Source organism: Larkinella rosea, assembly GCF_003858635.1.
GTDB lineage: Bacteria > Bacteroidota > Bacteroidia > Cytophagales > Spirosomataceae > Larkinella > Larkinella rosea.
This window is the reverse complement of the sequence record NZ_RQJO01000008.1, coordinates 121,661-148,231: the sequence shown is the minus strand read 5'-3', so window position 1 is coordinate 148,231 and position 26,571 is coordinate 121,661. Positions and strand designations below refer to the sequence as shown.

At 51.2% G+C, this 26,571-nt stretch carries 24 protein-coding genes; 15 read left to right on the top strand and 9 right to left on the bottom strand.

What is annotated here, in order from left to right; all coding sequences use genetic code 11:
• Positions 1-172 precede the first annotated feature (172 nt).
• Positions 173-2,206 carry a serine hydrolase gene (locus EHT25_RS09465; protein ID WP_185731324.1) on the top strand — a complete coding sequence of 678 codons (2,034 nt, stop codon included), beginning with the start codon at positions 173-175 and terminating at the stop codon, positions 2,204-2,206.
• A gap of 84 nt (positions 2,207-2,290) precedes the next feature.
• On the opposite strand, the gene EHT25_RS09460 is transcribed toward EHT25_RS09465, so the two are convergent.
• Together EHT25_RS09460 and EHT25_RS09455 are read right to left on the bottom strand one after the other, a co-directional pair.
• A complete protein-coding gene (locus EHT25_RS09460) occupies positions 2,291-3,121 on the bottom strand; it encodes a M23 family metallopeptidase (RefSeq protein ID WP_124873793.1) in 831 nt (276 codons plus the stop codon).
• Positions 3,122-3,225: 104 nt separating this feature from the next.
• The gene (locus tag EHT25_RS09455; protein ID WP_124873791.1) at positions 3,226-5,298 is read right to left on the bottom strand and encodes a S9 family peptidase; all 2,073 of its coding nucleotides are present in this window, start codon (positions 5,296-5,298) and stop codon (positions 3,226-3,228) included.
• A gap of 159 nt (positions 5,299-5,457) precedes the next feature.
• On the opposite strand from EHT25_RS09455, the gene EHT25_RS09450 reads away from it, so the two are divergent.
• Together EHT25_RS09450 and EHT25_RS09445 are read left to right on the top strand one after the other, a co-directional pair.
• The gene (locus tag EHT25_RS09450) at positions 5,458-6,966 is read left to right on the top strand and encodes a M20/M25/M40 family metallo-hydrolase (RefSeq protein ID WP_124873789.1); all 1,509 of its coding nucleotides are present in this window, start codon (positions 5,458-5,460) and stop codon (positions 6,964-6,966) included.
• Between the two features lie 202 nt (positions 6,967-7,168).
• Complete coding sequence (locus EHT25_RS09445) at positions 7,169-8,617, top strand: Gfo/Idh/MocA family protein (protein ID WP_124873787.1); 1,449 nt, start codon at positions 7,169-7,171, stop codon at positions 8,615-8,617.
• A gap of 44 nt (positions 8,618-8,661) precedes the next feature.
• On the opposite strand, the gene EHT25_RS09440 is transcribed toward EHT25_RS09445, so the two are convergent.
• From EHT25_RS09440 to galK, 3 genes are read right to left on the bottom strand one after another with little or no spacing between them, the layout of a single operon-like run.
• A complete protein-coding gene (locus EHT25_RS09440) occupies positions 8,662-9,114 on the bottom strand; it encodes a PIN domain-containing protein (RefSeq protein ID WP_124873785.1) in 453 nt (150 codons plus the stop codon).
• Entirely contained in the window at positions 9,111-9,317 is a 207-nt protein-coding gene (locus EHT25_RS09435; protein WP_124873783.1) for a hypothetical protein, read from the bottom strand. Before EHT25_RS09435 ends, EHT25_RS09440 begins: the two co-directional genes overlap by 4 nt.
• A gap of 53 nt (positions 9,318-9,370) precedes the next feature.
• The gene (gene galK / locus EHT25_RS09430) at positions 9,371-10,543 is read right to left on the bottom strand and encodes a galactokinase (RefSeq protein WP_124873781.1); all 1,173 of its coding nucleotides are present in this window, start codon (positions 10,541-10,543) and stop codon (positions 9,371-9,373) included.
• A gap of 227 nt (positions 10,544-10,770) precedes the next feature.
• On the opposite strand from galK, the gene EHT25_RS09425 reads away from it, so the two are divergent.
• Positions 10,771-12,312, top strand: a complete 1,542-nt coding sequence (locus EHT25_RS09425; protein WP_124873779.1) for a YifB family Mg chelatase-like AAA ATPase — start codon at positions 10,771-10,773, stop codon at positions 12,310-12,312.
• Between the two features lie 6 nt (positions 12,313-12,318).
• Here EHT25_RS09425 and recF read toward each other — a convergent pair whose 3' ends face one another.
• The gene (gene recF / locus EHT25_RS09420) at positions 12,319-13,404 is read right to left on the bottom strand and encodes a DNA replication/repair protein RecF (protein WP_124873777.1); all 1,086 of its coding nucleotides are present in this window, start codon (positions 13,402-13,404) and stop codon (positions 12,319-12,321) included.
• A 169-nt stretch (positions 13,405-13,573) separates the two neighbouring features.
• Here recF and pdhA point away from each other — a divergent pair, with 169 nt between their 5' ends.
• The 6 genes from pdhA to serS all read left to right on the top strand — a co-directional run bounded on the left by pdhA (position 13,574) and on the right by serS (position 19,248).
• Positions 13,574-14,632, top strand: a complete 1,059-nt coding sequence (gene pdhA, locus EHT25_RS09415; RefSeq protein WP_124873775.1) for a pyruvate dehydrogenase (acetyl-transferring) E1 component subunit alpha — start codon at positions 13,574-13,576, stop codon at positions 14,630-14,632.
• Positions 14,633-14,807: 175 nt separating this feature from the next.
• Complete coding sequence (locus tag EHT25_RS09410) at positions 14,808-15,509, top strand: tetratricopeptide repeat protein (protein WP_124873773.1); 702 nt, start codon at positions 14,808-14,810, stop codon at positions 15,507-15,509.
• Positions 15,510-15,687: 178 nt separating this feature from the next.
• Positions 15,688-16,197, top strand: coding sequence for a 6,7-dimethyl-8-ribityllumazine synthase (ribH, locus tag EHT25_RS09405; protein ID WP_124873771.1), 510 nt, complete (start codon positions 15,688-15,690; stop codon positions 16,195-16,197).
• Between the two features lie 74 nt (positions 16,198-16,271).
• Positions 16,272-17,606, top strand: coding sequence for an aspartate kinase (locus tag EHT25_RS09400; protein ID WP_124873769.1), 1,335 nt, complete (start codon positions 16,272-16,274; stop codon positions 17,604-17,606).
• A gap of 74 nt (positions 17,607-17,680) precedes the next feature.
• The gene (locus EHT25_RS32650; protein WP_185731323.1) at positions 17,681-17,845 is read left to right on the top strand and encodes a nucleotidyltransferase domain-containing protein; all 165 of its coding nucleotides are present in this window, start codon (positions 17,681-17,683) and stop codon (positions 17,843-17,845) included.
• Positions 17,846-17,976: 131 nt separating this feature from the next.
• Positions 17,977-19,248, top strand: a complete 1,272-nt coding sequence (serS, locus tag EHT25_RS09395; protein WP_124873767.1) for a serine--tRNA ligase — start codon at positions 17,977-17,979, stop codon at positions 19,246-19,248.
• A gap of 57 nt (positions 19,249-19,305) precedes the next feature.
• Here the strand turns inward: serS and EHT25_RS09390 are convergent, their stop codons facing one another.
• Together EHT25_RS09390 and EHT25_RS09385 are read right to left on the bottom strand one after the other, a co-directional pair.
• A complete protein-coding gene (locus EHT25_RS09390) occupies positions 19,306-20,751 on the bottom strand; it encodes a TonB family protein (RefSeq protein WP_124873765.1) in 1,446 nt (481 codons plus the stop codon).
• Between the two features lie 130 nt (positions 20,752-20,881).
• On the bottom strand, positions 20,882-22,327 hold the full coding sequence (locus tag EHT25_RS09385; RefSeq protein ID WP_124873763.1) for an energy transducer TonB: 1,446 nt from the start codon (positions 22,325-22,327) through the stop codon (positions 20,882-20,884).
• A 267-nt stretch (positions 22,328-22,594) separates the two neighbouring features.
• Between EHT25_RS09385 and EHT25_RS09380 the strand changes: the two genes are divergently transcribed.
• The 5 genes from EHT25_RS09380 (at position 22,595) to EHT25_RS32640 (ending at position 25,658) form a co-directional block, all read left to right on the top strand.
• The gene (locus EHT25_RS09380; protein WP_124873761.1) at positions 22,595-22,921 is read left to right on the top strand and encodes a hypothetical protein; all 327 of its coding nucleotides are present in this window, start codon (positions 22,595-22,597) and stop codon (positions 22,919-22,921) included.
• The gene (locus EHT25_RS09375) at positions 22,918-23,589 is read left to right on the top strand and encodes an ATP-binding cassette domain-containing protein (protein WP_124873759.1); all 672 of its coding nucleotides are present in this window, start codon (positions 22,918-22,920) and stop codon (positions 23,587-23,589) included. Before EHT25_RS09380 ends, EHT25_RS09375 begins: the two co-directional genes overlap by 4 nt.
• Positions 23,590-23,718: 129 nt before the next feature.
• Entirely contained in the window at positions 23,719-24,480 is a 762-nt protein-coding gene (locus EHT25_RS09370; RefSeq protein WP_124873757.1) for a YHYH protein, read from the top strand.
• The gene (locus tag EHT25_RS32645) at positions 24,443-25,054 is read left to right on the top strand and encodes a toxin-antitoxin system YwqK family antitoxin (RefSeq protein WP_221622262.1); all 612 of its coding nucleotides are present in this window, start codon (positions 24,443-24,445) and stop codon (positions 25,052-25,054) included. Before EHT25_RS09370 ends, EHT25_RS32645 begins: the two co-directional genes overlap by 38 nt.
• Positions 25,041-25,658 carry an SCO family protein gene (locus tag EHT25_RS32640; protein ID WP_185731321.1) on the top strand — a complete coding sequence of 206 codons (618 nt, stop codon included), beginning with the start codon at positions 25,041-25,043 and terminating at the stop codon, positions 25,656-25,658. The genes EHT25_RS32645 and EHT25_RS32640 overlap by 14 nt, the downstream gene beginning before the upstream one ends.
• Here the strand turns inward: EHT25_RS32640 and EHT25_RS09360 are convergent.
• Positions 25,655-26,548, bottom strand: a complete 894-nt coding sequence (locus EHT25_RS09360) for a porin family protein (protein ID WP_124873753.1) — start codon at positions 26,546-26,548, stop codon at positions 25,655-25,657. The two genes, EHT25_RS32640 and EHT25_RS09360, sit on opposite strands and share 4 nt — an antisense overlap.
• Positions 26,549-26,571: the final 23 nt, after the last annotated feature.

Below are 26,571 nucleotides of genomic sequence, written 5' to 3'. Positions count from 1 at the left end.
CGCAGGGTTCAAATACAAAAAGAACTGCAAAGTACGCAGCGCGGAGAAGTTAGACAAACGGTGAAGGACAGAGCGCCCTTACGAATGGGTTGGTATTGTCGTCAAAAGCAATGAAATTAGACAAATCAGTGCTTTGATTCGTTCTTTCTCTGGTGCAACAATGCGGGCTTACATGAAGCGATTTATGCGGATTATTCCTCTATTTTTTCTTTTCGCAACGACCGGTTTTGGGCAACTGATCATCAAAGGCACGGTTTTGAACCAGGCTACCCAACAGCCGGTTCCGTACGCCAACATCGGTATCCTCAATTCGAATGTCGGAACGCTGTCCAATCCAGATGGGAGTTTTTCGATCATGATTCCCCAGAAACATCGAAAGGATATACTCCATTTTTCGGCGCTCGGCTTTAGGAAAAAAGCGGTGCCTATGCGGTTTTTTCAACCGGAAAAGCCGCTAACGGTTTTCCTTGCTGAACGGACTAAAACGTTACATGCAATTACGATAACCGGGAAAAAAGAACGAAATCAAACGTTTGAGCTAGGAAACCGCAGCTTTCGGGGTGGTGTGCTGGAAACCGATACGACCTACGCCGGGCGCTCGATGGCGTTATTGATCAAGCCCAAAGAAGCTGATGTGAAGAAAGGATTTACTTTTCCGGTTTTTCTCGAGAAAGCCAGCCTTCGTATTTTCAGAAATAACCTGAAGTCGTTCCGGTTCAGAATCCGGTTCAACAAGGTCGATCCGTTGACGGGTCAGCCCGGCGAAGACCTCGTTCAGCAAAGCATGATCGTGGAATCGACGATGAAAAACGGCTGGCTGGCGTTTGATCTGTCGGCGTTGCGTTACCCGGTTTCCGGGCCGTTTTTTGTTACATTCGAGCAAATAACGGATTTAAAAGACCGGACCGACATCGCGGATGGGTACCGGAAATACATGCAGGAGCATCCCGAAAGATTAAAAATCGATACCGTTGAATTCGAAGGGAAAAAGGCAGTTCGCCAGATGCTCAGGGGCGGTATTGATTTGCCCGGAACGTTTATCGGCATCGCAAGTTCGCAGGCTGCTGCCGACCAATTCACGAGTTATGTCCGGGAAACCAGTTTTGGCGAATGGAAAAAGGTTCGTGGAATCGTGTCGGCCACCGTCACGGTAAGTAGCCAACCCAATCCCGCGCCAACCCCAATTTCCGAAAAACCGTGCCAGAGTGACCAGCCTGAATGCCTGGCCGAACAGCTTTGCCGGGATTTCATGGACAACACGGGTCTGAACGGCATGCAAATCAGTGTCAGCATGGCGAATAAACCGGCCTGGTCGGCCGCGCTGGGGTTTGCCGATGTGAAAAACAACATTGCCGTAACCGATTCCACGCTTTTCCGGATCAACAGCGTATCGAAAGCCGTGACTTCGCTGGCGTTGATGAACCTGGTGTCGGAGGGAAAACTGGATCTGGATGCACCGATTCAAACCTACGTGCCCGCTTTTCCGCTGAAAAAATACCCGGTTACCACCCGGCAACTGGCCGGTCATCTGGCCGGATTTCGGGATTACAACGAAACGGATCTGAGTGATTTTATTCGAACGGAGCATTTTGAGTCGGCAACACAAGCCCTGCGGATTTTCGAAAACGATACGCTCTTGTTCAAACCCGGTGCAACATTCGGATACTCAACTTTTGGCTGGAACCTGATCGGTGCGGTCATCGAAGGCATCAGTGGCGAAAACTACCTCGATTACATGGCTAAACACGTCTGGAAACCGCTGGGTTTGCAACATACTTCCGGCGACGATATTCGTAAGAAGCAGCCCAATCGAAGTAAATTCTATGATGCCACCGGGCAGGAAAATGAACTGGGCGACTGGAGTTATAAATACGCCGGAGGTGGCCTTCTTTCGACAACGCAGGATTTGGTCAAGCTGGGCAATGCGTTGTTGTACGGCACTCTTTTCGATAAAAAAAGCAAGGATATTCTTTTCACATCACAACGCACAACGGATGGTAACGAAACCGGATACGGTTTAGGCTGGTATGTCGGAAAAGATAAAAATGGACACCGGATCTGGCACCACCAGGGCGACTCGTTCAGCAGCAGTTCGCATTTACTGATTTATCCCGATGATCAACTCGTCATCGCCTTCCTGGCCAATTCGCAGGATGGCGTCGCATTTGATATTCAAAAGATTAGCGAGTTGTTTTACAAAAAATAGACCAGTCGCAAGGCCCGAAATCGGGTGAACAAATCCTTGCAAAACCGCTTAGTCGATCAAAAGCTAAGCGGTTTTCCAAACTCATCAATTAAGTGCGGGTAATTTGGCCGGATCGTCCAGCAGAAACGCCGGGTCGATGCGGGCGTTGTGCCAGCGGACGCCCAGGTGCAAATGCGGCCCCGTTGCGCGACCGGTTTCGCCCACTTCGCCGATTTTCTGGCCTTTTTTCACACTATCTCCTTTTTTCACCGCAAAACCGCTCAGGTGCAGATACATCGTGACGAGCCCGTTGCCGTGGTCGATAAAGACGGAATTCCCGCCGAAGAAATGATTGGCCGTCAGAACGATTTTGCCATCGGCCATGCTCAAAACCGGTTGGCCGGTTCCGATCGGGTAATCGGTTCCGGTGTGGCGGTTTCGGGGGCTGCCGTCGAACGTCCGATAAGCACCGAAGTTGCCTTCTGTTGAGGGAAGTGGATTGGCGGGTTTGCCCAATGGCAATGTAAAAAGCGGTTTTGTTTCCGTGCGGGCGAAGAGTGGAAACACCTGGGCCTGTTCCCGGCGCTGGCGTCGCTGGTTAGCCGCCGAAACGTACACGTATTCTTTCTTCTCAAAATCCTTGAAATCTTCGTTTTTGAATTCGCCTTTGGCAACCAGAATCGTCCGGGATTTCCGCCGACCGTTTTTCGTCCAGCGATACACCCGGTGGTAACCCGTTTTTTCAATCAAATCGATGGGAAAATAACAGGTGCCGTCCACGGCCCGCCAGCGGTGATTGCCCATCGCGCACCGGACGCAGTTGTCGGTCCAGCGGACAACACCGCCCTGTTTGACCTGCGTGGGCGTATTTTGCCCAAAACCGCTGGAAACATTGAGACAAAAAAGAAGACAGATCAGGAGTTTAGCGAATTTCATAAGGGGATGCGCACCGGAGAAGTTGGCCGGGGCATTACCCTTTGGAAGTAAAAAGTCCCCGATTGTCACAGCAACCGGGGACTTTATTTAGGAACGGATTCTTGTTACTCCCGAATTCCGACCAGATTTAGCATAAACGCGTACTCCAGCGCAATCTCTTTCAATGCCTCAAACCGCCCCGATGCGCCACCGTGTCCGGCTTCCAGGTTGGTTTGCAGTAGCAGTTGATTGGTGTCGGTTTTCATCGCGCGGAGTTTGGCAACCCACTTGGCCGGTTCCCAGTATTGCACCTGCGAATCGTGTAATCCGGTCATCACCAGCATGTTGGGGTAGGCTTTTTCCTTCACATTGTCGTAGGGCGAATACGAAAGCATGTAATCGTAGTATTTCTTGATTTTCGGATTTCCCCACTCTTCGAACTCGCCGGTCGTCAGCGGAATGCTTTCGTCGAGCATCGTCGTGACCACATCGACAAACGGCACGGACGCCACCACGCCCCGGTACAACTCCGGTTTCTGGTTCACGACCGCACCCATCAGCAAACCGCCCGCGCTGCCGCCCATCGCAAACAACCGGTCCGCGCTGGTATATTTATTGGCAATCAGGTAATCCGACACGTCCACAAAATCGTTGAAGGTGTTTTTCTTCTTGAGCATTTTTCCGTTGTCGTACCACTTCCGGCCCATTTCCTGCCCCCCGCGAATGTGGGCAATGGCGAACAGAAAACCGCGGTCGAGCAAACTCAGGCGGGTGGAGCTAAAACCGGGTTCGGTCGAATAGCCGTACGAACCGTAGGAATATTGCAGCAGCGGAGCCGAACCGTCTTTCGGCGTGTCTTTCCGGTACACCACCGAAACCGGCACCTTCGCGCCGTCGCGCGACTTGACAAAAAACCGCTCCGACGTATACTTCGACGCGTCGAAACCGCCCAGCACGGCCTGCTGCTTCATCAGCGTTTTTTCCTTCGTATCCATGTTATAGTCGAAGGTGGAACCGGGCGTGGTCAGCGACGAATAGCCGAACCGCAGGATGTTGGTATTGAAATCCGGGTTATGACCGATTCCTGCCACGTAGGCCGGTTCGCCGAAATCGAGGTAGTGTTCCTGCTTATTTTTCCGGTCCAGAATGCGCAGGTTGATCAAACCGGCCTGCCGTTCCCCCAACACCAGGTGGTTTTTGAACGCGTCCAGTTGCTCCAGGTACACGTGCGGCCGGTGGGGAATCACTTCTTTCCAGGCCGAACGGTCGTTGGTTTTATTTTCCTTCACCTCCATCAGCCGGAAATTGTCGGCTTTCCAGTTGGTCCGGACATAAAACGTCGTTTCCAGGTGCTGAACGTCGTATTCGTGGCCTTTCTCGCGGGGCAGAAACACCGCAAACTCGCCCGTTGGATTGGTCGCTTCCAAAAGCCGGTATTCCGTTGCCACTCCATTGTGGTCCGACACCACGGCGATGTACTTCTTCGACTTCATGCGCCCCAGCCCCATATAATACTGGTTGTCGGTTTCTTCGTACATCAGCACATCATCGGCTGGATCGGTGCCGAGTGCATGGCGGTATACCCGATAGCCCAGCAGCGTCTGCGGGTCTTTCCGGATGTAGAAAAGCGTCTGATTATCAGCGGCCCAGGCATAACTTCCGCCTTCCGTATCGGGAATGGCGTCGGGGTGAATCTCACCGGTTTTCAGGTTTTTGACCCGCAGCGTATACATCCGCCGACTGACGGTATCTTCGCCATAAGCCACGAGTTCTTCATTATCCGAAACCTCCAGCCCACCGACGTTGTAGTACGAATATGGTTTGGCCATTTCGTTGACGTCCAGCACGATTTCCTCTTCGGCGTCCAGCGAACCGGGTTTCCGGCAATAAACCGGGTATTCACCCCCTTCAATAAACCGGGTGTAGTAATAATAATTGCCTTCTTTATAGGGCACCGATTCGTCCTGTTGCTTGATCCGGCCCTTCATTTCCTCGAACAGTTTCACCCGAAAATCTTTGACGGGGGCCAGAATTTCTTCCAGATAGTCGTTTTCGGCTTTCAGATAATCCAGAACTTCGGGGTTTTCCCGTTCGTTGAGCCAGTAATAATTATCGATGCGGGTGTGCCCGTGAGTGGTCAGTTCGGTCGGTTTGATGGCCGCTTTGGGCAAAACCGGTGTCGTCTGCGCGTTTGTCATAAAAAGAGTTGGAACGAATAATAAACCCAATAAACACCTTTTTTTCAGGATTCGTTGAGGAGTTTTGGTTTGGCAAAGAAACTTAAAGATTTTTAGGTATTTGCAAATGGCATTCAGCCGGTTTTTAGTTATTTTGGGAGTTGTATTGCAATCCTCACTATGCGAAAAAAAGTCTACGTTTATCTGCTGCTTTCGGGCGGTATTTATTTGCTAAGTGCCTACACCCTGAAAAAACCGGGCGACCCGACCGACGGCGAACCGGCCCGTCCGTCGCTTGAAAAAGTATTTGCGAAAATCAATCAGGAAGTTCTGAAAAACAGCCGGGTGTATGAAACCCTCACCGATGCCACGCAGCGAATCGGTCACCGGCTGACGGGCAGCCCCAACGGCAGCAAAGCCGAAGAATACACCCACAATTTGCTGAAAGACTACGGGTATTCGGATACCCAATACGCGCCGTTTGAGGTTGAATCGTGGATGCGCGATACGGTTACGCTGGCGGTGGTGCCTTACAAAAGTGATAATTTCCGGGATGTGCAGGTCGTGGCCCTGGCGCATTCGCCCGTGGAAGCCCACATTCAGGGCGAGATTGTGGACCTGGGCAATGGCCTGGAAGGTGATTTTGCGGCTGCGAAAGACCGGCTGAAAGGGAAAGTTGCCCTCGTCAACATCGGTCTGGCCGCTCCCACAAAAGGCGCCCGGAATCTTCACCGCTCCGAAAAAACTGCCCTGGCGATTCAGCACGGCGCCATCGGCGTCATCATGGTCAATCTGGTGCCGGGCAATGTGCTGCTGACCGGAACGGCTTCCGTAACCGGGAAGCTCATTTCGATTCCGTCGGTTTGTGTTTCACTGGAAAGCGGTCAGGAAATCCGGCAGTGGATGCACGACGAAAAGAACCTGCACGCGGTGATCGACATGACCAACGTGAGCAAGAAAATCAAAGCGCGGAACGTGGTGGCAACGCTGAAAGGCTCGCAGTTTCCCGACGAAAAAATCATCGTCGGCGGCCACCTCGATTCCTGGGATCTGGCGACGGGCGCGATCGACAATGGCATCGGTTCCTTCTCGATTCTGGATATCGCCCGGACCTTCAAGGCGTTGAAAATCAAACCGAAACGCACCATTGAATTTGTGATGTTCATGGGTGAGGAGCAGGGCCTGCTCGGTTCGCGGAGTCTGGTGGAGGACTTGAAGAAAACCGGTCAACTGGACAACGTTCGGTACATTCTGAATCTGGACATGACCAACGACCCGAGCGGTTTTAATGCATTTGGCCGCAACGAAATGATGCCGTTTCTGACCGAGGTTGGCGACAAAATCAAACAAATCGAACCCGCTTTTCAGAATACCTTATCGAATCAGGCCGGTTTACACAGTGACCATCAGCCGTTTATGATGGAAGGCGTGCCGGTGGTGGGTATGAGCGGCCACCTGGACCGGAACGTGCTGGATTGTTACCACGCCAATTGCGACCGGATGAATCTGGTGAACAAAGACCAGCTGAAAAATACCGTTCGCTATTCGGCCATGCTTCTCTACGCGCTCGCGAATGCCGACGCCATTCCGACGCAACGGATGGACGACACGAAAACCCGCGATTTTCTCATTGCGCAGGGCTTGCGAACGTCGCTGCAAATCGCGAATGAGTGGCGCTGGAAGGAGTGATTTGATGCTTTTGATTCTGTGAAACGAGCCCCGTTAGCCGCAACCGGTATAACGGGGCTTATTTTTTTATTCCTTTCGCGAAAATCTGACAAGAATTTTGGCGTTGAACTAGCCCAATCGCCCCTTTTTTTCGTATTGATTTCAGCCTTAGCTCATTAAATCTCAACTTGGGCGTAAATTCTTATTACTAAACCCCTCTTTTATGGAAGACAACCACGGAACTACGGAGAATTCGGGCCGCCGGAATTTCCTGAAAACATCGTCACTGGCGGCAACCTCGTTTATGATTGTTCCCCGGCACGTGCTGGGAAAAGGCTTTATTGCCCCGAGCGATAAGCTGAATATTGCCGGGATTGGCGTCGGCGGCAAGGGTAAAAGCGATCTGGCGGCTTTTTCGAAAAGTCCGAACGTAAATATTGTGGCGTTGTGCGATGTGGATGATCGTCAGGCGGTTGAATCCCGCAGCAAGTTTCCGAAAGCGACGTATTACAAGGATTTCCGGGAGATGCTGACGAAAGAACGCAAGAACATCGACGCCTGCTCCATTTCGACGCCCGACAACACGCACGCCGTGGCTACGCTGGCTGCGATGCAGCTCGGCAAACACGTCTATACGCAAAAACCGCTCACGCACGACATCTACGAATCCCGGATTCTGGGGCAGGCGGCTAAAAAATACAAGGTCATTACCCAGATGGGCAACCAGGGCGGCTCGGGAAATGGGGTTCGCCGGATGAAGGAAATTTACGACGCGGGAACGATCGGCGAAGTGCATAAAGTGCTGGCGTGGACGAACCGCCCGGTTTGGCCGCAAGCCGTGCCAACCGACCAGTCGTACGAGATTCCGAAAGAACTGGACTTCGATCTGTGGCTCGGACCGGCCAAGAAAGTGCCTTATAATCAGGCGTATCTGCCCTGGAACTGGCGCGGCTGGTGGCCTTACGGGACGGGGGCTTTGGGCGATATGGCCTGCCACATTCTGGACCCGGTTTTCCGGATTTTGCCACTCGATTATCCCAATTCGGTGGAATGCAGCGTGGCCGGAACCTGGACATTTACGCTCCGGGAACAGGATCACAATCCGGATTGGACGCCATTCTCGTCGTCGATTCACCTGAATTATCCCCGAAAAGACAACAAGGGCGATATCAAACTGAGCTGGTACGACGGTGGCATTCTGCCCGAACTGCCGGAAGAGTTGTTACCGGGTGAAGCGTTCGGCAATTCCGACGGGGGCGTCCTGTTCATCGGTTCGAAAGGCAAACTGATGGCCGACTGCTACGGCGCGAATCCGCGGTTATTGCCGCTGAAAGCCAACGAATCGATTAATATTCCGGAAACAATCGCCCGCGTTCCGAACGAAGACCATTATTTGCAGTGGGTCGATGCCTGCATTGCCGGGTACGGCAAAGGGGTGACGAGCTCGCCGTTTGAATACGCGGCTCCGTTTGCGGAAAGCATTCTGATCGGGAATCTGGCCCTGCGGAGCTGGATGCTGCGCGATAATCCGACCGCCAAAAAGACCGTTGACAAGTACAACGGACGGAAAAAATTGATGTGGGATGCCGCCAATATGAAAGTTACTAACTACGACCTGGCGAATCAGTACGTGAAGCGGGAATACCGCGAGGGCTGGAGCCTGGTGGTGTAAATACCGTAGCGGTTTTTAGTACGAATCAGCCTGAGAGAGAAGAATCAACTTTCTTTCTCAGGCTGATTCAGTATTTGATACAATTCTTCCGTATTGATTACCCGATTAAATTCTAATCCTTGTAAATGAGCAGTCAATTTTTTGTCACCTGTCCACAGCCATCCATCGGTTTGTAAAGTCAAGGCGACATAGCTAATATCGAAGCTATCTACACCCGCCGTAAGGCGTGCGGCTTCTTGCCAGTGTTGTGACTCAATCAAGGTTTCATTGTATAGTTTCAGATTGTTGATGAGCGTGGAAAGATCATCAATCACTTCTTCTAACGGTTTTTTGGCGTATTTAACAATTTTAGGCTGGTGTTTGAAAAGCTCGACCACCGCATAATGGCAGCTTACACGTCGGATAGAAAGCGTGGGATCGGTAAGCAGACGTGCGATTTTACCATTGGCGGAAATGAGGGCGCTAAACAAAATATTGGCATCAACGATTACGATCATGGAAGGAAACGATGCTTGTTTTCTTTCCACCACTTTTGGTCAACTTCCCGCGCCAGTTCGGCGGCTTGTTCTTCTGTTCCCTGATTACTGGCATTGGATTCCAGAAATCTAAAATAGTTGACAAACTTCTGCACTTCCTCAATATCGATTAAGGAACTGTTGAGTCGAATGACGATTTCGTTGTTCTGACGCTCAATGACCATAACATCTTTTTTTACAAAGATAACATTTTGAACGAAGTCTTATTTTATGGATTTCATGACGAAATCTCCGACGTTCCATCCGTAATCCGCACCGGGTAGCATTTCAGCTCGATGTTGAATTTTTCCTCATAAACCGCACTCATCCGGGCCACGAAGGCATCAGCGGCACTGCTTTCGACGATGTTGATGGTGCAACCGCCAAAACCGCCCCCCATCATGCGGGCACCCAAAACCGCGTCATCCATCCGGGTTTGATCGACCAGAAAATCCAATTCCGGGCAACTCACTTCATAGTCGTGCTGCAAACCGTTGTGGGTTTCGTACATTTTTTTCCCAAAAGCCGCCAGGTCATTTTCCAGCAAATACTCACACGCTTCCCGAACGCGCTGGATTTCTTCGGTAACATAGTGGCAACGCTGGTACACTTTCCCCGGCATTTCGTCACGGTGGGCCTCCACCAGGGCCGTTGTCGCGTCGCGTAGCAACCGGATGTCGGGATTGTATTGTTGCAAAATCGAAACACCGGTTTCGCATTCCTGCCGCCGGGTGTTGTACTCACTGTCGTTGAGGGAGTGCTTCACGCCCGTATCACACAAAATCAGCACGTAATCCGTTGCCTGAAACGGGAAATATTCGTGATGCAGGGATTTACAATCCAGCTGAATGACTGCCTGATCGCGCCCAAACATGGAGGCAAACTGATCCATGATGCCGCAATTGACGCCCACAAACTGGTTTTCGGCGCGTTGGCTTAATTTCACCATGTCGATGGTGGCTAAGCCCAGGTTGTAGAGTTTATTCAAACCGAATGCCAGCCCGCATTCCAAAGCCGCCGAGGACGACAAACCGGCTCCGGACGGAATATTTCCGCCAAAAACCAGGTCAAAACCGCCCGGGAAATAACCCGCTTTCTGCATCTGATCGACCACGCCCATCAAATAATTCGGCCAGCCCTGCGGGGAGGGTGTGATTTGATCGAGCGAAAAGGAAAACGATCGGTTTAGATTTTCGGCCACAATCCGCCCGGTTTGATCGGAACGCTTGCCAAGGGCAAAAATGATCTCTTTGTCGATGCTGGCTGGCAATACCAGCCCGCCGTTGTAATCCGTATGCTCGCCCAGCAGATTGATCCGACCCGGCCCACGCACCAGCAACTCCGGTTGCCGGTTAAACTCCTTCCAAAAAACAGCCTCGACCTGGTGAACGTAAGCTTGCTGAGCAATCATAGAACTAGTGTTAAGAAACGTTCGGACAATAGAGAAATCAATTTCGCCCCAAATTTTGCTGCCTTTTCAGAGTTTACAAACAGGTGGGTGGTAAATCTGTCGATTCTGACGAAAATTCATTCGTAATCTATTCTACAAAAGTCAGAAAGAAAGTCCGGTTTTCCTGTATCCTTTCGTGCGGTTGTTCGTCTAACAAAAAGAACAATCAAAACCGCATCCTGCTTTTCATGCTGGCAAAAACCTTCGGAAGCGCCGTTCACGGTGTGGGCGCAACGATTATTACGATTGAAGTGACGGTGGCGCAGGGCTTGCACTTTTTCCTGGTGGGTTTGCCCGACAGTGCCGTCAAAGAAAGCGAACAACGCGTCGAATCGTCCCTGAAATATTTTGGCTACCGGATGCCCCGGCAGAAGGTCGTCGTCAACCTGGCCCCGGCCGACATCCGGAAAGAAGGCTCGTCCTACGATTTACCGATCGGACTCTGCGTGCTGCAGGCGTCGGAGCAAATGACACTGGAACGCAAGCTGGAAGATTACGTGATCATGGGTGAACTGTCGCTCGACGGAAAGCTGAGGCCCATCAAAGGTGTTTTGCCGATTGCGATCGAAGCCCGTAAACGCGGTTTTAAAGGCTTTGTGTTGCCCGCCGAGAACGCCCCCGAAGCCGCCATTGTCAACAATCTGGATGTGATCGGCGTCGAAACGATGATGGATGCCGTGGAATATTTTGAAGGAAAAAAAGAAATAAAACCGCTGGTAACCGATACGCGGGAATTGTTTACGAATACGCAAAACGCGTACGACGCCGATTTTGCCCACGTTCAGGGGCAGGAAAACATCAAACGGGCGATGGAAATTGCGGCCGCCGGTGGGCATAACGTCATCATGATCGGACCGCCAGGTGCCGGGAAAACGATGTTGGCGAAGCGATTGCCCAGCATTTTGCCTCCGCTGACCTTGCACGAAGCGCTGGAAACCACCAAGATTCATTCGGTGGCCGGAAAACTCGGAAGTCGGGCCACGCTGATTGCGACCCGGCCGTTTCGGTCGCCACACCACACGATCAGCGATGCGGCTTTGGTGGGTGGCGGCAGTTTTCCGCAGCCCGGCGAAATTTCATTGTCGCACAACGGCGTTTTGTTTCTGGACGAACTGCCGGAGTTCAAACGAACCGCGCTGGAAGTGATGCGTCAGCCGCTCGAAGAACGGAAAGTGAGCATTTCGCGCGCCAAGTGGGCGGTGGAGTTTCCGGCCAATTTTATGCTGATCGCCAGCATGAACCCGTGTCCCTGCGGATATTACAATCATCCCGAAAAAGAGTGTGTTTGCGGGCCGGGCGTGGTGCAGCGGTATTTGAATAAAATCAGCGGACCATTGCTGGATCGCATCGATCTGCACGTGGAAGTGACGCCGGTTTCGTTCGATCAGATGACCGCCAACCGGCCGTCCGAAGGCAGCGAAACCATTCGGGAGCGGGTGATCCGGGCGCGGGAAATTCAGACGAAACGGTTTTCTGAGCAATCCGGTATTTACTCCAACGCCATGATGCCGTCGCAGATGGTGAAAGAGATCTGCGTCATCCGTTCGGAAGGGTTGACGCTGTTAAAAACCGCTATGGAACGACTGGGTTTATCGGCCCGTGCCTACGACCGGATTCTGAAAGTATCGCGCACGATTGCGGATCTGGCGGGCGCTGACCACATCGAAATCGAACACCTGGCCGAGGCCATTCAATACCGGAGTCTGGACCGGGAAAATTGGGCGGGGTGAGATGACTTACTCTTCCGTCCGGAAATAGGCCACATCGGCTTTCACGGCGGTCAGCAGGTCTTTGGTGCGGTCGGGGCGGGCGTCGGTGATGAAAATCTGGCCGAAGGTGTAGTGTTCCATTAACGTAATGAGTTTGTCGATCCGGCGGTCGTCGAGTTTATCGAAAATATCGTCCAGTAGCAGCATCGGTTTGACGCCTTTCTCGGCCTGTAATTGCTCGAACTGCGCCAGCTTCAGCGCAATGACAAAGGTTTTCTGCTGGCCCTGCGAACCGAATTTTTTCAGCGCAACGCCGTTGGCTTCAAACACGTAATCATCTTTGTGAACGCCCTTGTTGGTGCGTTGCAACTGAATGTCCCGCTGGCGGTTTCGGCGGAAATCTTTCGGGAATTCTTCGTTGCCCACTTCCGATTCGTAAATAATATCGACGGCTTCGCGGGCGTCGCTCAAATACGCGTAATGTTTTTGAACAATCGGCAAAAACTCGCTGACAAACCGCTTCCGGCGCTGGTAAATGCGCCCGGCCAGTTGGAGCAGCGGTTCGTTGTAGGTTTCCAGCAACTCTTCGTCCAGGTAATTTCGTTCGGCAAACAGTTTCAGGGTGCCGTTGCGCTGTTTCAGAATCTGCTGGTAGAACAAATAATCACGCAGGTAATCGGCATCCAGTTGCGACAGCACGCCGTCGAAAAAATGCCGCCGTTCTTCGCTGTGTTCCCGCACCAGATCGGTATCGTTCGGGGCCAGCATCACGACCGGAAACCGCCCGATGTGTTCGCTGATTCGTTCGTACGGTTTTTTGTCTGACAACAACACCTTGCGCTGGCCGCGTTGCAGGCTGCACGTGATCTGGGTGGATTTGTCACCGGTTCGGAAAATACCGTCAATAATAAAGAAATCGCTCTGGTGGTGAATACTCAACGCATCCTGGTTATGGAACGCACTTTTGCTCAGCGACAAAAAATAAACCGCGTCCAGCAGATTGGTTTTGCCGCTCCCATTCGGTCCAACGATGCAATTAATCTGTTCGCTAAATGTAAAACTCCCTTCCTCATAATTCTTGAAGTTGGTCAGGTTGAGTTTTTCCAAATACATCGGTATGGTTGTTAGCAGGAATTGCGTATTTTCGCGGCATCGTGGTGGTAACAGCCGCGTGTTTAAGCAACAAAGATACAGGTCGTTTGTTACGTAATGACCGCTTATCTATATCGCACAACGATTTCCGTTTTATTCGGTTATCCTTTTTTTACGCCCAACGAACTATATGGCAAGTGTAAAGGAAAAATCTAAGCCGGGCGCCGGTTCGCCGGGCGACGCATCGCCAGCCGCTGCAAAAACCAAGCATCCCAAAGAACGCTACCTGTATTGGTACGAGTCGATGATGTTGCAACGTAAATTTGAAGAAAAAGCCGGTCAGCTCTACGGGCAGCAGAAAATCCGGGGTTTTTGTCACCTCTACATCGGGCAGGAAGCCTGCTCGTCAGGGGCATACTCCGCGCTGACCAAAGATGATAAATGGATTACGGCCTACCGCGACCACGGGATTCCGCTGGCGCTGGGCTCCGATCCGAACGCCATCATGGCCGAGTTATTCGGCAAACAAACCGGTTCGTCGAAAGGCAAAGGCGGTTCCATGCACATTTTCGATAAGTCAGTGAATTTTATGGGTGGCCACGGAATCGTGGGCGGCCAGATTCCGATGGGAGCCGGTATCGCTTTCGCCGAGAAATACAACAAGACCACGAATCTCTGCATTACCTTTATGGGTGATGGCGCCGTTCGCCAGGGTTCATTCCACGAAACGCTCAACATTGCCATGACGTGGAAACTGCCGGTTATTTTCGTGGTTGAAAACAACGGTTATGCCATGGGCACCTCCGTGGCCCGTACCTCCAACGTAACCGACCTTTATACACTGGGTGAAGCGTACGACATGCCGTCGGAACCGGTCGATGCGATGGATGTGGAAGCCGTTCACGAAGCCGTTAGCCGGGCGGCCGAGCGCGCCCGCAAAGGCGAAGGCCCCACGTTTCTGGAGTTTCGGACGTACCGGTATCGGGGTCACTCGATGTCCGATCCGCAGAAATACCGCACGAAAGACGAACTGGAGCAATACAAACAACGCGACCCGATTGAGAACGTCCGGGCAACCATTCTGAAAGAGAAACTGGCGACCGAAGAGGATCTGGCGGCTATTGATCAGAAAATCAAAGGCATTGTGGATGAATCGGTGAAGTTCGCGGAAGAGTCGCCTTATCCGGCTGCCGATGAAGCATTTAAGGATGTGTATATGCAGAAAGATTATCCATTTATCATGGAGTAAGAAAGAAAAGAGGAATAAAGGAGGAAGGGACGAAGGGATAAATGGACGTCAATGTTTTCCGTTTTATCCCTTCGTCCCTTCCTCCTTTATTCCCTTCGTCCTTTATTTTTCTTTTGTTCTTTCTATTATCCAGAGATTTACTAAATTTGCAGTCCGAAATTTTGTCTAATTATAAATGAGTAAGACACAAACAAACTCCAAACTGGAGTTTCTGGAAGATCCCGCTGCGTTGGCGGGTTCGTTAGGGAAGGCGGAGTTGTTTTTTGAGAAAAACCAGAAACTGGTTCTGGGTCTGTTAGGCGGTATTGTCCTGATAGTGGCCGGTTTTATCGGTTACCGGTATTGGATTGACAGTCAGGATCAGGAAGCCCAGACGGCCATGTTCCCGTCGGTCTACGAATGGGAAGCGGATTCGCTCAAAAAGGCCCTGAACGGCAACGGAGCTAACGAAGGCTTACTCACCATTGCAGACGAAAACAGTGCAACACCTGCCGGTAATATCTCTAACTTCCGGTCCGGTTTTGCGCTGCTGAAATTAGGTAAATACGACGACGCCATTGACCGGCTGAAGAAATTCAGTTCGTCGGATTTGCTGGTGCAGGCGCGTGCGTATGCGCTGATCGGTGATGCATACATGGAAAAGAAATCCTACAGCGACGCTATCGATTATTATAAAAAAGCAGCTGATTATAAGCCTAACGCACAATTTACGCCCGGTTACCTGATGAAGCTGGCGGTTGCCTACGAGCAAAGCAAACAGAATCAGGAGGCTATTGATACGTATGGTTCGATCATCGACAAATACCCAACCTCTTCGGAAGCGGCCAACGCCAAGAAGTATAAATCCGTGCTGGAAAGCACTGTCGGTGAGTCGTAAGCAGCGTTGAAACAACCCATTGCGAAAGGACAAAGCCGACCGGTTTTGTCCTTTCTTTTTGGACTATGATTACGGTGATTAAAATGATAACTATGATTTCTAATTTTGATCTCTGTATTTACTCCAAATCCATCTTAATCCATCATCAGTATCATTTTAATCACCGTACTCATAGTCCATGGCAAGTGAATTAAAGAATCTGAGTGTTTTTTCAACCGATAACCTCCCCGATATCAGTAAACGGCGGTTTGCCATTGTGGTGGCCGAGTGGAATGCTGAAGTAACCGAAGCCCTGTTCGAAGGAGCTTACCAGACTTTGCTGCACTACGGAGCCGCTGCCGAAAACGTGATCCGGGGCAACGTTCCGGGTAGTTTTGAGCTGAGTCTGGGCGCGCAGTGGTTTGCCCAACGCAACGATATCGATGCCGTCATTGCGTTGGGTTGCGTGATTCAGGGCGAAACCAAGCACAACGATTACATCAACCACGCCGTGGCGCAGGGCTTGACGCAGGTTGGCGTCAATACCGGAAAACCGGTCATTTTCGGCGTTCTGACGCCCAACAACCAACAGCAGGCCCTCGACCGCGCAGGTGGGATTCACGGCAACAAAGGCGACGAAGCCGCCATGACAGCCATCAAAATGTTAGGCTTACAGCAACAAGTTTATAGTTATTCACCAAAAATCTAATTTTGAATGAGTGAATAGCTCCGCAGGGAGCAGAAAATGGCAAAGCTATTCACTCATTCACTCATTCCAAAACCATGCAAGTCTGGAAATTTGGCGGAACGTCCGTTGGCAAGCCCGAACGAATGCATTCGATCCGCAACCTGATTACTTCCGATGATCAGCAAAAAATCATCGTTCTGTCGGCTTTGTCCGGTACCACCAACGCGCTGTTGTCCATTGCCGAATCCCTGAAAGCGGATCAGCCGGAGGAAGCAGCCGAAAAAATCGAGCACCTGAAAGCGCATTACGATTCGTTCGTGCGCGAATTGTACAAGACGTCCGACGGTTTGACGAAAGGTCAGAAGATCATCGAAAACGAGTTCTCGTTCATTCGGTCGCTGACCCGGATTCGTCCGTTTACGCTGAAACAGGAAAAGGAACTGGTGGCCGAAGGCGAATTGCTGAGTACGCAGATGTTTCAGGCTTGTCTGGAAGAGTCCAGCGAAGAGTCCATTTTGCTGCCGGCGCTGGAGTTTATGCGGGTGGATGCCGACGGTGAACCCGAGCTGGATTTTACGGAGCGGAAACTGCGGGAGTTGCTGCGGGCGCACGGCGATAAAAAACTGATTGTGACCCAGGGATTTATCTGCCGAAATCCGCGTGGCGAAGTCGATAACCTGAAACGCGGTGGTTCGGATTACACGGCCTCGCTGATCGGCGGAGCCATCCGGGCCGACGAAATCCAGATCTGGACCGACATCGACGGCATGCACAACAACGATCCGCGGATTGTCAAGAAAACCTTCCCGATCCGGGCACTGACGTTTGAAGAAGCGGCCGAGTTGGCGTATTTCGGGGCAAAAATCCTGCACCCGTCTACGATCACCCCGGCGAAGATGTTCGGTGTTCCGGTTCGCCTGAAAAACACGATGGACCCGCAAGCCGAAGGTACGCTGATCGCCAGCAAAACTTCCGATCAGGTGTTCAAAGCCGTGGCCGCCAAAGACGGCATTACGGCCTTGTACATCCATTCGCTACGGATGCTGAATGCCTACGGTTTTCTGCGCCGGATTTTCGAGGTGTTCGAGAAATACAAAACGCCGGTCGATCTGATTGCAACTTCGGAAGTATCGGTTTCGGTCACGATCGACAAGACCGATAACCTGACCGAGTTGATGGCCGAACTGCGGACGTTCTGTGACCTGGAAGAACCGGATTACGACCAGACCATTGTGTGCATCGTGGGTAATTTCAGCGCCGACCATGCCGGTATTGCCCTGCAGGTGCTGAAAGCGCTGGAAGGCATTCCGATCCGGATGATTTCGTACGGCGGCACCGAACATAACATTTCATTGTTGATGCACGGTCGGTACAAAGCCGAAGCCTTGAATGCCCTCAACGAAGGACTATTCAATTTGGGAGAAGCCTGAAAGACGACCCAAAGCCCGTGCGGTTTTTAAAAACCGCACGGGCCTGACTACCTTTACGGTTTATCCATTGTGATATGGCCCGGTTAACCAATAAAGCATTTCTCCAAAAGGTCAAGGAATCGATCCACTCCATTGATTCACAGGCGGATGTGTATCTGTTTGGATCCCGCGCGCAGGGATCACCGGAAGGATTCGGACTGGGATTTTTTGGTGCTTACTTCTGGAAAAGTGACTGGTGATTTGAAAAATACGATCCGGGATCAGCTTTTTGAGTTGGAATTGGATGCTAAAAAAGTCATTAGCACAATTTCCTTTTCGATAAAACAAGGCAATTCATCGCTGCCATCCGGCAGTTATTACCTGAATAACCATGCTTTTACTTCCTTTCATCCGCGATAACAAAGAAACCACGCTGGCGGGCCTGAAAAAGAAACGGTTTGCCAACGCCGAAACCGCCGTCGAGCAGGTGCTGGCGTTTGATCAACAACGGCGGGATACTCAAAAAGAACTGGAAGATGTGCTGACTCGCTCCAACGCGAAAGCCAAAGAGATTGGGGCGTTGATGAAAGCCGGACAAAAAGCGGAAGCGGATGCGGCCAAAGTCGAAACCGCCGAGCTGAAAACGCGCTCGAAAGAACTGGAAGAAAGCCTGAAAATCGCCGAGCAGCAATTGCAGGAAGTGCTGGTCACCTTGCCGAATCTGCCGCACAGCAGCGTGCCCGAAGGCCGTACACCCGAAGAAAACGAAGTAGTTTTGCAGCACGGCGAAATTCCGGTTTTACCCGAAGGCGCTCAGCCGCATTGGGAGTTGATCAAAAAATACGGGATCATCGATTTCGAGCTGGGCAATAAAATTACCGGGGCCGGTTTTCCGGTTTATCGGGGCAAAGGAGCACGGATTCAGCGGGCGATGATCAATTTCTTTCTGGACGAAGCCCTGAAAGCCGGTTATTTCGAGATTCAGCCGCCCATTCTGATCAACGAAGATTCCGGATTCGGCACCGGCCAGTTACCCGACAAGGAAGGGCAGATGTATTACGCCACGGAAGATAAACTCTACCTGATTCCGACGGCTGAAGTTCCGATTACCAATTTGTACCGCGACGTCATTTTGCCGGACGATCAATTGCCGGTGAAGAATGTGGGTCACACGCCCTGTTTCCGGCGCGAAGCCGGATCCTGGGGTGCGCACGTTCGCGGTCTGAACCGCTTGCACCAGTTTGATAAAGTGGAGATTGTGCAAATCCGCAAACCGGAAGAATCCTACCAGGCACTGGAGGAAATGAGCCAGTACGTGCAATCGCTGTTGCAGAAACTGGAACTGCCCTACCGCGTGCTGCGGCTTTGCGGGGGCGATATGGGCTTTGCGTCCGCGCTGACGTACGACATGGAAGTCTGGTCGGCGGCTCAGCAACGCTGGCTGGAAGTAAGCTCGGTGTCCAATTTTGAAACCTTTCAGGCCAACCGGCTGAAACTCCGGTCACGCGTGGAAGGAAAAACCCAGTTGCTGCACACCCTGAACGGTTCGGCGCTGGCGTTACCCCGAATTCTGGCATCCATTCTGGAAAATAACCAGACACCCGAAGGCATCCGGATCCCAGAAGTGCTGGTGCCGTATTGCGGTTTTGATACCATTAACTAATCACGAAAAGGCTCGCGGCTTCTGGCTGGTGGAGCTGCGAGCCTTTTTAAACCCGCGCTACTGCAAGTGAAAATTGATGGGCAGGTTGTACTTAACCCGCACTTGCTTTCCCCGAATGGCGCCCGGTTTCCATTTTCCGTTCGACGCTTTCACGACCCGCAAGGCTTCGTTATCGACACTCGGGTGAACACCCCGCAGCACTTCGTAATCGCAGAGTGAGCCGTCCTGGCAAACAACAAAACTGACAAAAACTTTACCCTGGATTCCAGCTCTGGAAGCATCCACCGGATAACGGATGTTGGCCGAGAGAAACCGTCCCAAACCATTTAAACCGCCCTGGAATTCAGGGTTTTGATTCGGATCGGTATACGTTAGGGAGTCCGATTCGTAATAAGCGACTCCGGATTCACATTTGCCGTTCTGGTACGATTCCCGGAAAGCCAGTTTACCGTCGTCAAACCGGCCTAACCAGAGCCCTTCTTTTCGTTGTTCTTTGATCAGGCCGGTTTCCGTTACCCATTTACCGTCCTGTCTGGACAAAAACCGGGCGGTTCCCTGCCCGTTCTGTACCAACTGTTTACCGGTTGAATCCCACTGGCTGAACAATTCAATTTCCTCAGGTGACATCGCCACCAGTTTTCTCATCAAAACATGCCGTAGCTGCCCGTTTGGATGCCAGGCCCATTCTTCCGTTTTTCCATCCGGCCGGATTTCGCTAATCAATTTAACCAATCCATTGCGGTAATAATAAATCGATCGCCCGATCCGTCGACCATCGTCGTACGGTTCCCGGGCCATAATCACCCCGTTCGGATACAGCGAATAAATCGTTCCATTCAGAAATTGATACTGCGGGTCTTTGATTGCCAGACGGATTGCCGGGATTGAATCCGGCAGGGAGGGATCATCTTCATTGGCGCGGTTATACGGTATTCGTTCAAAACTATTTTCTACGGTTTTCTGCCATTTATTCCCTTTCCGCTCCGAAATAACCGGATTTCCGTTGGGCAATCCCAGGGTGTCGACGGGAGTCATCAGCTTGAACTGTGCCTGTGCTTCGCCAGCAACCGCGCTGCCATCTTTGCCATAATACGCGGTGATCGCACCGGGTTCGCTTTGGGTGGCCGAGGGCGTAAACCGGATGGTGTAGGTTAAACTCTGCCGAACCGACTGACCGGCTTTCAGGGCTGGTTTCCAGGCTTTGAACGAGCGTAGCAACCGAATCGCTTCACGATCACAATCCGGGCGAAGGCTGCGCAAAACCGCTATCTCTGAAACCGTGCCGTTCGGTTCAATAACCATCGACAGAATAACCGTGCCTTTGACGCGGGCCACTTCGGCTGCGTAGGGCATTCGCCGGTTGACATCGATAAACTTCTCCAGCAGTGGCAAACCGCCGTGCGGTTTCGCAGCGGAATCAACTTCAAACTCTTTATAAATCGTTTGGGCGATTGCCGCCTGCGTTATCAGCAGAAAGAGTAGGGAATAAAACCAATGTTTCATGGGTGGATAAGAAAATGTTGGAATTAAATTTATAAAATCTGGTAATAATCCTACTTGCTTGTGCCAACATTTTATTTTTAAAACGGATTCTATCGCTTCTGCTATGCTGCCATAGCCCGATGGCTGGTCTTTACTCCAACTCAAAGTTAATGGGGAGGTTGAATCGTACCTTTACATTCCGACCTCGTTCGACACCGGGTATCCATTGTCCACTGGTTGCTTTCACCACCCGAACGGCTTCTTCGTCGGCACTTGCGCCAATACCCTTTAAGACCTTTACATTTTCAACATTTCCCTCTTTGTCAATTACAAAAGAAACAAACACCCTTCCCTGTAATTTCGCCCGTGCAGCTTCCGGCGGATACCGCATCGTAGTGGCTAAAAACCGCCCTAACGCGGTTCTGCCGCCTTTAAAATCCGGCATTATTTCCGGCTCGGTATAAGTCAGAACCTCTCCATTTTCGGCATAAAACTTTCCGGAAAGACACTTGCCCATGTCGTATGTTTCCCGGTATTCCAGATAGCCATCACTTCGCCGACCAGTCCACTCGCCGTCCTTCAGCCCTTGTTTCACCGCTCCACTTTCCAAAAATCGACTCTTGCTTCTCCGGGATTCAAACGTGGCCTGGCCAGCTCCGTTCACAACGGTTGGCCTTCCCAACGAATCCCACTGACTCAAAACCTGAAATTCAGGGCCCGTCTGGGGGGACGATTGGCGTTGCGCTTGCTGACGAAGCTGACCATTCGGATACCAGAGCCATTGGTGGGTTTTATAGTCTTCAACAAATTCTTCCATCTTCCTGACTAGGCCATTCCGGTAATAAAAGCGTGAAGACTGGGTGTGATTTCCATTGCGAAACGTCACTTTTGACAAGGGCGATCCGTCCGTAAAAAATGAATAGTGAGTTTCCTGGGCAGTATTCATTTTATCAATGATTTCAAGCCGGTAAGCTTCTACCGAATCGGGTAGCGCCGGATCATCCTCGTTATGGTACGTAAAGGGTTCTTTGTTCAATTGATAGCGTTCAACTTCTTTCCAGTTTTTCCCCGATTTTCGATAAATAATGGGAGCCGCATTCGGATAGCCTAGTGAGTCGACAACCGTCACAAACTGATAAACAGAGTTAGCTTCATCTGCGACCGGCACTCCTTTTTTATCGTAATATCGGATGATCCGGTCTGGTTTAGCATTCAATTCAACGGACGTGAACGGAACTGTAAAGGTAAGCTCCTGCCGAACTGGTTTTCCTCCCTTTAACGCTGGTTTCCAGGCCTTGAACGCATTGAAAACCCGGATGGCCTCCCGGTCGCAGTCGGGGCGGAGGCTGCGGAGTGTCTTGACCTCTGAAACCGTGCCATTGGGTTCTACCACGCCCGACAGAATGACACTGCCTTTCGCCTGATCCACTTCGGCTGCGTACGGCATTCGCCGGTTGGCATCAATAAATTTTTCTAACAAAGGCAATCCTCCAAGAGGCCGCGCGGCCGAGTCAACTTCGGACTCTTTGTAAATCGTCTGGGCGTGAACTGAAAAAGTCGGTAACAAAAAAAGTAAAATGTAACGGTAGTATTTCATGTATAGATGCTAAAATTTCAGCATCCAATTTACAAAAAATGGTAATAGTTTTATTTGTTCAACGGGATGTTTTATACGTTGAAGGTTCCTGATGTATCAGCACACCCAATCACCGGTTTTAGCAACCTAAGCATTTGATTTGGCACAACAGGGTGTTAGTCGATTTTGGCTACCGATTTTCAACTGCTTTTTCGTTCTCCTGTTAAAGTATGTTAATGCGTTCCAAATCAATCTAAATACCGCTATTTTGCCCCAAATCAATCAACTATGTTCCCTCCCAAAGTCCGGGCAATCTGGCTCTTTTACCGATCGTTCTGGTTGTTCAGCAACGCCCTGACGCTGGGTTTGCTTTGGGCTTTCTGGCCGAAGCTCACCACCTATCTACATCTTTACATCGTCAGCTCTTTATGGTTTAAACTACTTTCCAACGCCGGTATCTGGTATGTAACCCGCAAAATCTACAAAGCGCAATTCTGGTTTTACTACAACTTAGGACTAGCTGAAAAAGTCCTGTTCGGCGGGGCATTTACCATCGATTTGCTGATCGGTTTTCTGCTGACATTGGTTACGTATCAACTGCTTCTGATTTTATGAACGGCCTGCCAACCACCCTGGAAGCTGATGGCATCTGGCTGCAATTTGGCGAGCAGAAAATTCTCCAGAGTGTTTACGTCAAGTTGCAAACCGGTCGGATTACGGGTTTGCTGGGCCGAAACGGCAGCGGTAAATCCTGCCTGCTGAAAAGCATCATGGGCCTGATGCCGACCGAATGGCAGTCGGTGCGGGTAAATGGACACTACATCGGAAAACCGTATCAGCAACCCGGTTTGATCCGGTATTTACCCCAACACCCGTTCGTGCCACCGTCGCTGACGATCCAGGCGGCTTTTGATTGGTATGGTGTGGATATACGCGAACTAGCGGAGGAATATCGAGCAATTGGGCAGTTCAAAAATCAGCCGTTTGGAAAATTATCAGGCGGAGAGAAACGGCTGGCGGAAATTTTGTTGATTTTGAAATCGGACGCGGCTTTTGTTTTGCTGGACGAACCTTTTTCACACCTGATGCCGGTTCAGGTCGAGCAGTTGCAGAAAACCATTCGACAGGAATCCCAGCGAAAAGGCATTCTTTTATCCGATCATCTCTACCGGTCCGTACTGGACCTGAGCGATTCCATTTATTTCCTCCATTCCGGTGGCCGAACCATCCGGCTAACTTCGCCGGAGCAGAATCTGAAAGATATGGGCTATTTGAATTCGTAAAGTCAAATAACTGGTTTTCAGAAGCTTAACCCTGTCTTTTTCGTAATTCTTCGTCAGTATCAGAAGTTTTTTTCCCCTGAAATGTGCTTTTGACGATTCTCTGCGTCTAAAAGAAAAGCCCATCGATTCATGAATAAGCCTTTTCTGTCACTCGTCCTGACGGCGTTGACGCTGCTAACCGGAACCGCGCTAACTGTTTCCTGCATGAATGACGACGATCCGGAGTCGTCGATTGAAACCACGGATGTTCCGGACGTGTACCGAAAAATCTACGGCGCGACTAGTATTACGCGATCCGGCGATTACATCCTGATCAAAACGACGGGCGTTCCCGATCATAAAAGTCCTTATTTCCAGAACACGCAGTGGGCCACCGCGCAATACGAAGCCTATAACGGGACCAATGCCGCCTGGCATCAGAATCCCAACAAAATAGCGTCGTTCAACTATACGTTCCGGTTGCCCGTTGCGCCGAAAGAAGCTGTCGGCAAATCGGCAACAGACGGTGGCCCCATCGGGGTTTCGCTCAACGGCGTGCCGTTCTTCAATCAATATGCTGCCATGCGAGCCGCGTTGACAGACGAGGTCAACGGTTTTGACCAATACAACGGTCACCCCGCGCAGGCTGGCGATTATCACTACCACGCTGAGCCAACGTTTCTGACCACCAACAAAGGCAAAGAAGCCCTGATGGGTTTTCTGCTCGACGGTTTTCCGGTTTACGGCCCCATTGAGAATGGCAAGCTGGTCACGAATCTGGATAAATACCACGGCCACAGCCACGCAACGGCGGATTTTCCGTCCGGCATTTACCATTATCACATTACAGCCGCCGATCCTTACATCAACGGCAATGGCTATTATGGAACGCCGGGGACGTATACCAAATAGCCCGCTCGCACTGCTGGTTTTTGCCGCTGTCCAACTGGTTTCCTGCACGGGCGAATTCACCCAAAAGCGGGTGCCCCTAAACGTCGATTCGGTAACGGTTTTGCAGCAAAATGGACGCTGTTACCGGGATGGAAAACCGTTTACGGGAGGCCTGTTTCGGTTGAATGACCACGCCGATACGGTTTTTCTGTACCAATACCGGAACGGGCGGGAACACGGAATCCAGAAAGTCTGGTATTTCAAAGGGCGGTTACAGGAGGTGCGACTTTTTAATAAGGGAGAAAAAGAAGGCCGACACGTCGGTTATTGGGAAAATGGCAAAAAGCGGTTTGAGTACCTGTTTGAGCGGGATTTATTCCATGGAATTCAGAAAGAATGGCACGCCAGCGGGAGGCTTTTCAAACAAACGCAGTATCGGGCGGGCTACGAACAGGGGTTGCAACAGGTTTGGGATGCCGACGGAACAATCGTCGCCAATTACGAAACCCGAAACGGCCGGAATTACGGCAACATCGGCCGCAAAAATTGTAAATCAGTTTGGCAAAACGATTCGGTTCGGGTTGTTTCTGAGTAGTTTGCTGGTAACGGGATGCTCAAAACCGGATGGCGTTCCCTACTACCACACACCCGATTTTACGCCGATTTGGACGACGGACCAAAACCGGATCGACACCCTGCATACGGTTTTACCTTTTCGGTTTACCGACCAGTCTGGGGAGACGATTACGGAAAACGACGTCGAAAATTCGGTGTATCTCACCAATTTTTTCTTCACGGCCTGCCCTTCTATTTGTCCGAAAATGATGGAAACCGTCCGGATTGTTTATCAGAAATACCGAGGTAATCCGGCGGTAAAATTCCTGTCGCACAGCGTGACGCCCGAGCGCGACAGTGTCAGCGTGTTGAAGAAATACGCCGGGCGGAAAGGAATTGACGGACAGCAATGGCATTTACTAACCGGCAAACGGAAATCGATCAACACCATCGCCCGGCTGAGTTATTTCATTGAAAAAGAGCAGGGTTTTCTCAACGGTTCCGCGCAGTTTTTACACACCGAAAACCTGATTCTGGTCGATCAGCGGGGGCATATTCGCGGGTTGTACAACGGCACAGTGGCCGTCGAAGCCGACCGCATCATTCAGGATATCGACCTGCTGCTGAATGAACAAAACCGCTAGAATTTCAGCCCCAGATCGAGCGAAACGGCGTGGTTTTTCGAAACCAGATCGCGCGCCCGGGCCACATCCGTCAAACCGCGCTGGTAACTGATTCCGAACAGCAACGCCTGGCTCTGGTTCAGCCGGTATTGGATCCCGGTTCCGAGCAGCAAACTCAGGCTGGCGCGGCTGTATTGCCGGCTGTAGTTTCCGCCATCTTCCGCGTACTGAAACAACGCATTATGCGCCGAATCGAGCGGTTTTTCGGCCAGTTTGATGTTGATCAACCCGCCGGTCTGAATGTAAAACCGGGCGTTGGGAAACAGGTTGTTGGCGTACATTTTGACGGCGGCCGGTAGTTGCAAAAGCTGCAAATTGTAGGACGACTGCTGAATTTTGGCACCGGGGTCCCAAACGACTTGCCCAAATTGGCCCGGAATCCGGTAGCCCGACCGCTGAATCGTGTACCAAAGCCCGGAGCTGAAGGAATACCGATCTTTGAAAAAGAAATAATCGATGCTGGGCCCAATGCTCATCCGCATGGCCGCGCCGTTGGTCCGAAAACCGGCGTAGGAATTAAATCCTTCAGCAGTATTGAACGTCACCGACGGCGCCACGCGAAAACTCATTTCAATCAGCTTTTGTGGGGGCGCATAATCGATTTCTTCTTCCTGAATCCGGCGAAAAACTTTCTCCGTCTCCCGATTTGGGCGTGGCTGGTTGTCACTCCGGCGGTTATTTTTTCGGGGCGCCGGTTGACCCCAGCCGTCGTCGTCCGACGTCCGGTTCGTTTTGTTGGGTTCCTGCACGGTCACCCGGCCCTGCGCGTGGGCGTTCCAGACCAACCCCAAAAGCAGAGCCGTTCCTGCAATCATCTGACCCAAACGCCGGTATGAACCCAACTTTTTCATAAATTTGTATGTTTCCAAGAGAA